Annotated in this window: 5 protein-coding genes; 3 read left to right on the forward strand and 2 right to left on the reverse strand. The window is 63.2% G+C overall.

Annotated elements, in window-relative coordinates; all coding sequences use genetic code 11:
* The 3 genes from EN969_RS16190 to EN969_RS16200 form a co-directional block, all read left to right on the forward strand.
* On the forward strand, window positions 1-777 hold a 777-nt coding region (locus EN969_RS16190), incomplete at its 5' end, for a hypothetical protein (RefSeq protein WP_127419241.1).
* Entirely contained in the window at window positions 777-2,273 is a 1,497-nt protein-coding gene (locus EN969_RS16195) for a sugar ABC transporter ATP-binding protein (RefSeq protein WP_063168529.1), read from the forward strand. The genes EN969_RS16190 and EN969_RS16195, both read left to right, overlap by 1 nt.
* 219 nt (window positions 2,274-2,492) lie before the next feature.
* Window positions 2,493-2,900, forward strand: a complete 408-nt coding sequence (locus tag EN969_RS16200) for a carboxymuconolactone decarboxylase family protein (RefSeq protein WP_063168528.1) — start codon at window positions 2,493-2,495, stop codon at window positions 2,898-2,900.
* Between the two features lie 4 nt (window positions 2,901-2,904).
* Here EN969_RS16200 and EN969_RS16205 read toward each other — a convergent pair whose 3' ends face one another.
* Window positions 2,905-3,792, reverse strand: a complete 888-nt coding sequence (locus EN969_RS16205; RefSeq protein WP_063170273.1) for an amidohydrolase — start codon at window positions 3,790-3,792, stop codon at window positions 2,905-2,907.
* Window positions 3,792-4,928, reverse strand: a complete 1,137-nt coding sequence (locus tag EN969_RS16210; protein ID WP_063168527.1) for a VWA domain-containing protein — start codon at window positions 4,926-4,928, stop codon at window positions 3,792-3,794. Before EN969_RS16210 ends, EN969_RS16205 begins: the two co-directional genes overlap by 1 nt.
* Window positions 4,929-5,037 lie beyond the last annotated feature (109 nt).

Here is a 5,037-nt window from a genome sequence, read left to right on the forward strand (position 1 = left end):
GTCGGGCTGGAAAGCGGCAAGTTGCTGATTGGCGGCAGCGACGTTTCACTGCCGGCCGGGATCAGCTGCATCACCGCACTAGCCTATGCGGATGACGGCACGCTGTGGCTGGCCAACGGCTCGACCGAGCATGCGCCATCGCAATGGGCCGCCGATCTGATGAAGAAGGGCGTGTCCGGTTCGCTCTGGAAGCGAGGCGCCGCAGGCGGTGATTTCCGCAAACTCGCCGGCGACATTGCCTTTCCCTACGGGCTGCATCCTGTCGGCGAGGATCTGCTGGTTAGCGAAAGCTGGCGTCACCAGCTTGTTCGCTTCGATGGCGCTACCGGCAACCGCTCGACGGTGCTTGCACATCTGCCGGGATATCCCGCGCGGCTGTCGCCGTCCGCCGATGGTGGGGCCTGGCTGACCTTGTTTGCGCCGCGCAACCGGCTGATCGAATTCGTGCTGCAGGAAACGCATTACCGGCAGGACATGCTGAGCCAAGTGCCGCCGGCCTACTGGATCGCGCCGGCACTGGCGTCCAGCCGCAGCTTCCTCGAGCCGCTGCAATGCGGCGGCATCCGCACCATGGGCATCCACAAGCCGTGGTCGCCGAGCCGCTCCTATGGGCTGGTGGTCAGGCTCGACCAGAAGATGCAGCCGCTGTTCAGCCTGCACAGCCGCGCCAATGGAACGCGTCATGGCATCTGCAGCGTTGCGGAAAAGGATGGCCGGCTGTTTGTCGCCTCCAGAGGCGGCGACTGCGTGCTGGCGATCGATGCGGGAGGTTTTTGATGGAACCGATCGTTCGGCTGGAAAACGTCACCAAGAATTATCGTGGCGTGCCTGCGGTGAAGAACGTCAGCTTCGAATTGCGCAAGGGCGAGATCCATGCGCTGCTCGGCGAGAACGGCGCGGGCAAATCGACGCTGACCAAGATCATCGCCGGTGTGGTCGATGCCACTTCGGGCAAGATGTTCCACAATGGGCAAGAGATCGCCTACGCCTCGCCGCACGCAGCGCTTGAAGCCGGCATCGCCATGGTGTTCCAGGAGACCAGCCTGGTGCCGTCGATGACGGTGGCGCAGAACCTTTATCTCGGCACCGAAAAGTTCCTCAACCGGCTGCGCGGCACCTACATTTCAGCGCAGCAGTTCCTGCAGTCGCTGAATTTTCCGGTCGACCCCAACGCCATGGTGGCAACGTTGGGCGCCGCCAAGCGGCAGATGGTCGAGATCGCGCGCGCCGTCCACCACAATGCCGAGATCATCATCTTCGACGAGCCGACGGCGACGCTGACGCCGGAGGAGAAGCGGCACTTCTTCGCGCTGATCCGCCGGCTGAAGGCGGGCGGCGTCTCGATCGTCTTCATCAGCCATGCGCTGGAAGAGGCGCTCGATATCGCCGACCGCATCACCATCCTGCGCGACGGCGAGCTGGTCATTACCGACGACACATCCGCCTTCGACCGCGACAGGATCGTTTCCGCCATGGTCGGGCGCACGCTATCGGGACAGATCTACCGCCAGCGCGACGAAGCGAAGCTGCGCAAGGCGGGCAAGAAAGTGCTGTCGGTGCAGGACATTTCGATGAGCAATGTCGTGCGCAACACCTCTTTTTCGATCTTCGAGGGCCAGATCACCGGCGTGTTTGGGCTGATCGGCTCCGGCCGCACCGAGACATTCAAGATCGTCTCAGGCATCTACAAACGGGATTTCCTGCGCGGGGGCGCGATTGAACTCGATGACAGACCGGTGCGCTATCTCGTGCCGAGCGAAGCGGTGGCCGACGGCATCGTCTATGTCACCGAGGACCGCAAGAGCGAAGGCATCTTCGAGACGATGGGCATTGCCGAAAACCTGTTCGGCGGACTGCTGGCGGCGGGCCGCGAAAAGGCCTGGGTGATCAACACGCAGGAGATGCGCGCGCTCTCGGCCGAATGGACGAAGACGCTGAACATCAAGGCAATCAACGACAATGCGCGCGTCGTCGAGCTGTCAGGCGGCAACCAGCAGAAGGTGGTGATCGGCAAGGGGCTGGTGCAGAAGCCGCGCATCGTCATCTTCGACGAGCCGACACGTGGCGTCGATGTCGGCGCGATCGCCGAGATCCACCAGATCATCAACCGGCTGGCCGATGAGGGGCTGGCCGTCGTCGTCATCTCGTCCTACCTGCCGGAGATCATGAACCTGTCCGACCGCATCCTGGTCTGCCGCCAGGGCCGCATCGTCGAGGAGTTTTCGCCGGCGGAGGCCACGGAGGAGAAGATCATGTACGCGGCCGTGCATTAGATTCAGGTGAGGCCGGCCTGCAAATGGCGGTTTCCTGCGCTTCCGGTTCTCACGTACGAAAAGTACGCTCCGCTCCGGTTCTCGGAACCCACCATTTTCGACTCGGCCTGACCTGAATCTAGACGCCGGCGCTGGAAAAGTGAATCGGACGAGTGGATTGGCCGCAATTGCTCAAGACCTGATTCAATTCACGCAACGATCCAACGAAGGAAAAACCCCATGGCCACCACAAAACTCCTCAGCGATGCCGAGGTCGAAAAGATTCCCGCCGTGAAAGCCGTGTTCGAAGACATCCGCGCGACGCGCAAATCTGATTTCGTCAACAATTTCTGGCGCGGGCTGGCCAATGATCCTCCGGCGCTGAAGCGGATCTGGGAACAGTTGAAGGTGGTGATGGTCGCCGACAGCGCCATCGATCCGCTGACCAAGGAGATGATCTACATCGCGGTGTCGACCGCCAATGGCTGCTCCTACTGCGTCCACTCGCACACGGCGGCAGCCCGCGCCAAGGGCATGACCGATGCGCAGCATGGCGAACTGGTGTCGATCATCGGGCTCGCCGGCCAGACCAACCATCTGGTGACGGCGATGCAGATTCCAGTCGATCCGCAGTTCGAGGTGAAGTGAGGCGTCACACCGGCCGGTAAACCTTCTCCGCCGTGTTCCAGAAGATATCCGCCTCGGCCACCGCACCATGCTTGGCCACCGCGTCGCGGTGCGCCTTGATCAGCTCAGCGTGGCTGGTCCACAGCTTCTCGATCGGGAAGTTCGAGCCGAACATCAGATGGTCGGCGCCCAGGATATCGATCGCGTTGTCTACGACATAGGCGATCAGCAGGGGATCGTTGCGGTGGACGAAGGTGCCGAGGCCCGACAGCTTGGCGTAAAGATTGGGCGCCGCCGACAGCGTTTGCAGGCCTGCCTTCCAGGCCTCGGTGGTTTCCGGTTCCATGCCGGTCAGCATGCCTGCATGGGTGAGGATGAAATTCGTTTCGGGGTTCTCGCCGACCAGCGTCAGGCCGTCCTTCATCTGGGCGGGGAAGAGCTGCAGGTCGAAGGACAGGCCATAATCCTTGAGCCGCGCCACATTGGCGCGCACTTTCGGGTCGATCACCTGATCGGCGGAGGCGGCGAAGCGGAAGGCCGGGGTCTCGTGCCAGTGCAACTGCATGCGCAGGCCGCGCAGCAGCTTGTATTTCATCAAGCGATCGATCTGAGGCCTGATATCGTCGACGGTCATGTCGGTGTAGCCGACGATGGCATGCGGCCAGCCGGTTTCGTCGGACGTCTTCTGCAGGAAAGCGACTTCCTTCTCGAAATCCTCCTTGGCCCAGTTGGTCTGGACGTAGACGGCCTTCTCGACGCCTGAATCCCTCTGGTCTTCGAGAAATTCCTCGATCGGATAGTCGCGCCGGATCGGTTCGTAGGGGCCGAAGATGCGCGGCACCATCGGTCCGACCAGCCATGGCTGATCCTGTTGGCGCCAGATGTGAAAATGTGCGTCGATGGTTTTCTGCATCATGAAACCCTCTTCCAGATTGTCGCCGCCGCCGGAGCAGGGCGGGCGAGCGACAGGATGAAATCGGTGAGACCGGCAAGCGACGAGCCGTCGACGAGATCGTCGAGGTCAGGCAGGATGGCGCGAAGTGCCGCCGTTGCCGGCCGGAAGCGCGGGTCGCCGGCCAAAGGTGTGGCCAGCGACAGCCGGAAGGCGCGGGCGCTCAGCCGCCGCATGGCTGTCTCCAACTCGGCATGATCGCCGCGTTCCAGCGCGTCGGATAGGATGACGATAGCGGCACCGCGTGCAAAGGCTGAAAAGCGCGGCACCGAGAGGAAGGCGAGCAGCGTCGGCCCCATGCGGGTGCCGCCGTCCCAATCGTCGACCTGGACAGCGGCGCGGGCCAATGCCTGGTCGCCGTCGCGGATGCGCAATGCCGTGGTGATGCGGGTCAGCCGCGTGCCGAAGGTGAAAATCTCGGCACGGTCCGCGCCTTGCACGGCGGCATGCGCCAGCTTGAGATAGTCTGCGGTGTGCAGCTTCATCGAGCCGGAAACGTCGATCAGCAGCAGCAGCTTGCGCGGCACGGTCTGGCGGCGGCGCAGCAGCGGCGAGGGCACGTCGCCATCGGCGCTGACGATTTCCCGCAGCGACCGGCGCAGATCGAGCTTGCCGCGCGAATGCGTGCGCACGGTGCGGAACGAGCGGCGGGCGGGCAAGGCTGAAGCGAGCCTGCGGCGGAAAGCGGCAAGGTTGTCGTCGTCGCGCTTGAAATCGCGGGTACTCAGTTGTTCGGCGCCGGAAGAGAGTTCGCCACCTTCCTGATGGCTGATGACCTCGATCTCTTCCTGGCTCGCACCGCCATCATCCTTGATGCGGGTTTCCTCGTCGGCGTCGCCTTCGACCACGGCGGACCTGTTGCCATAGAAATGGCTCTGGAAATGCGCTTCGAATTCGTCGCGGCGGTCGGGCGGCGGCGCCAGGGTGGCGAGGGCCGCCTCGCGGATGTCGGCCATCGAGCGTGGACCGAGCAACGTCACCGCCTGCATGAAGCCGGAGACTTGCTCGGGGGCTATGGCAAAGCCGTAGCGGCGCAAGAGCCTGGCAAAACCCAGGAATGGCGAGGCGGCGCGGGGGAAGCTTGTTTCCCGCATCATTCTGTGTCGCCCCCCTCTGTCCTGCCGGACATCTCCCCCTCAAGGGGGGAGATTGGCAGCTTCGGCGCTTCGCTCTGTTCGGCGACGTCAGCGATTAGCGAAAGCGGGG

Source organism: Mesorhizobium sp. M7A.F.Ca.CA.003.01.2.1, assembly GCF_003998945.1.
Classification (GTDB): Bacteria; Pseudomonadota; Alphaproteobacteria; order Rhizobiales; family Rhizobiaceae; genus Mesorhizobium; species Mesorhizobium ciceri.

Excerpts from the sequence above, each read along its gene's own strand:
- EN969_RS16195 (WP_063168529.1), top strand. The coding sequence starts at position 777 with ATGGAACCGATCGTTCGGCTGGAAAACGTCACCAAGAATTATCGTGGC.
- EN969_RS16200 (WP_063168528.1), top strand. The coding sequence starts at position 2,493 with ATGGCCACCACAAAACTCCTCAGCGATGCCGAGGTCGAAAAGATTCCC.
- EN969_RS16205 (WP_063170273.1), bottom strand. The coding sequence starts at position 3,792 with ATGCAGAAAACCATCGACGCACATTTTCACATCTGGCGCCAACAGGAT.
- EN969_RS16210 (WP_063168527.1), bottom strand. The coding sequence starts at position 4,928 with ATGATGCGGGAAACAAGCTTCCCCCGCGCCGCCTCGCCATTCCTGGGT.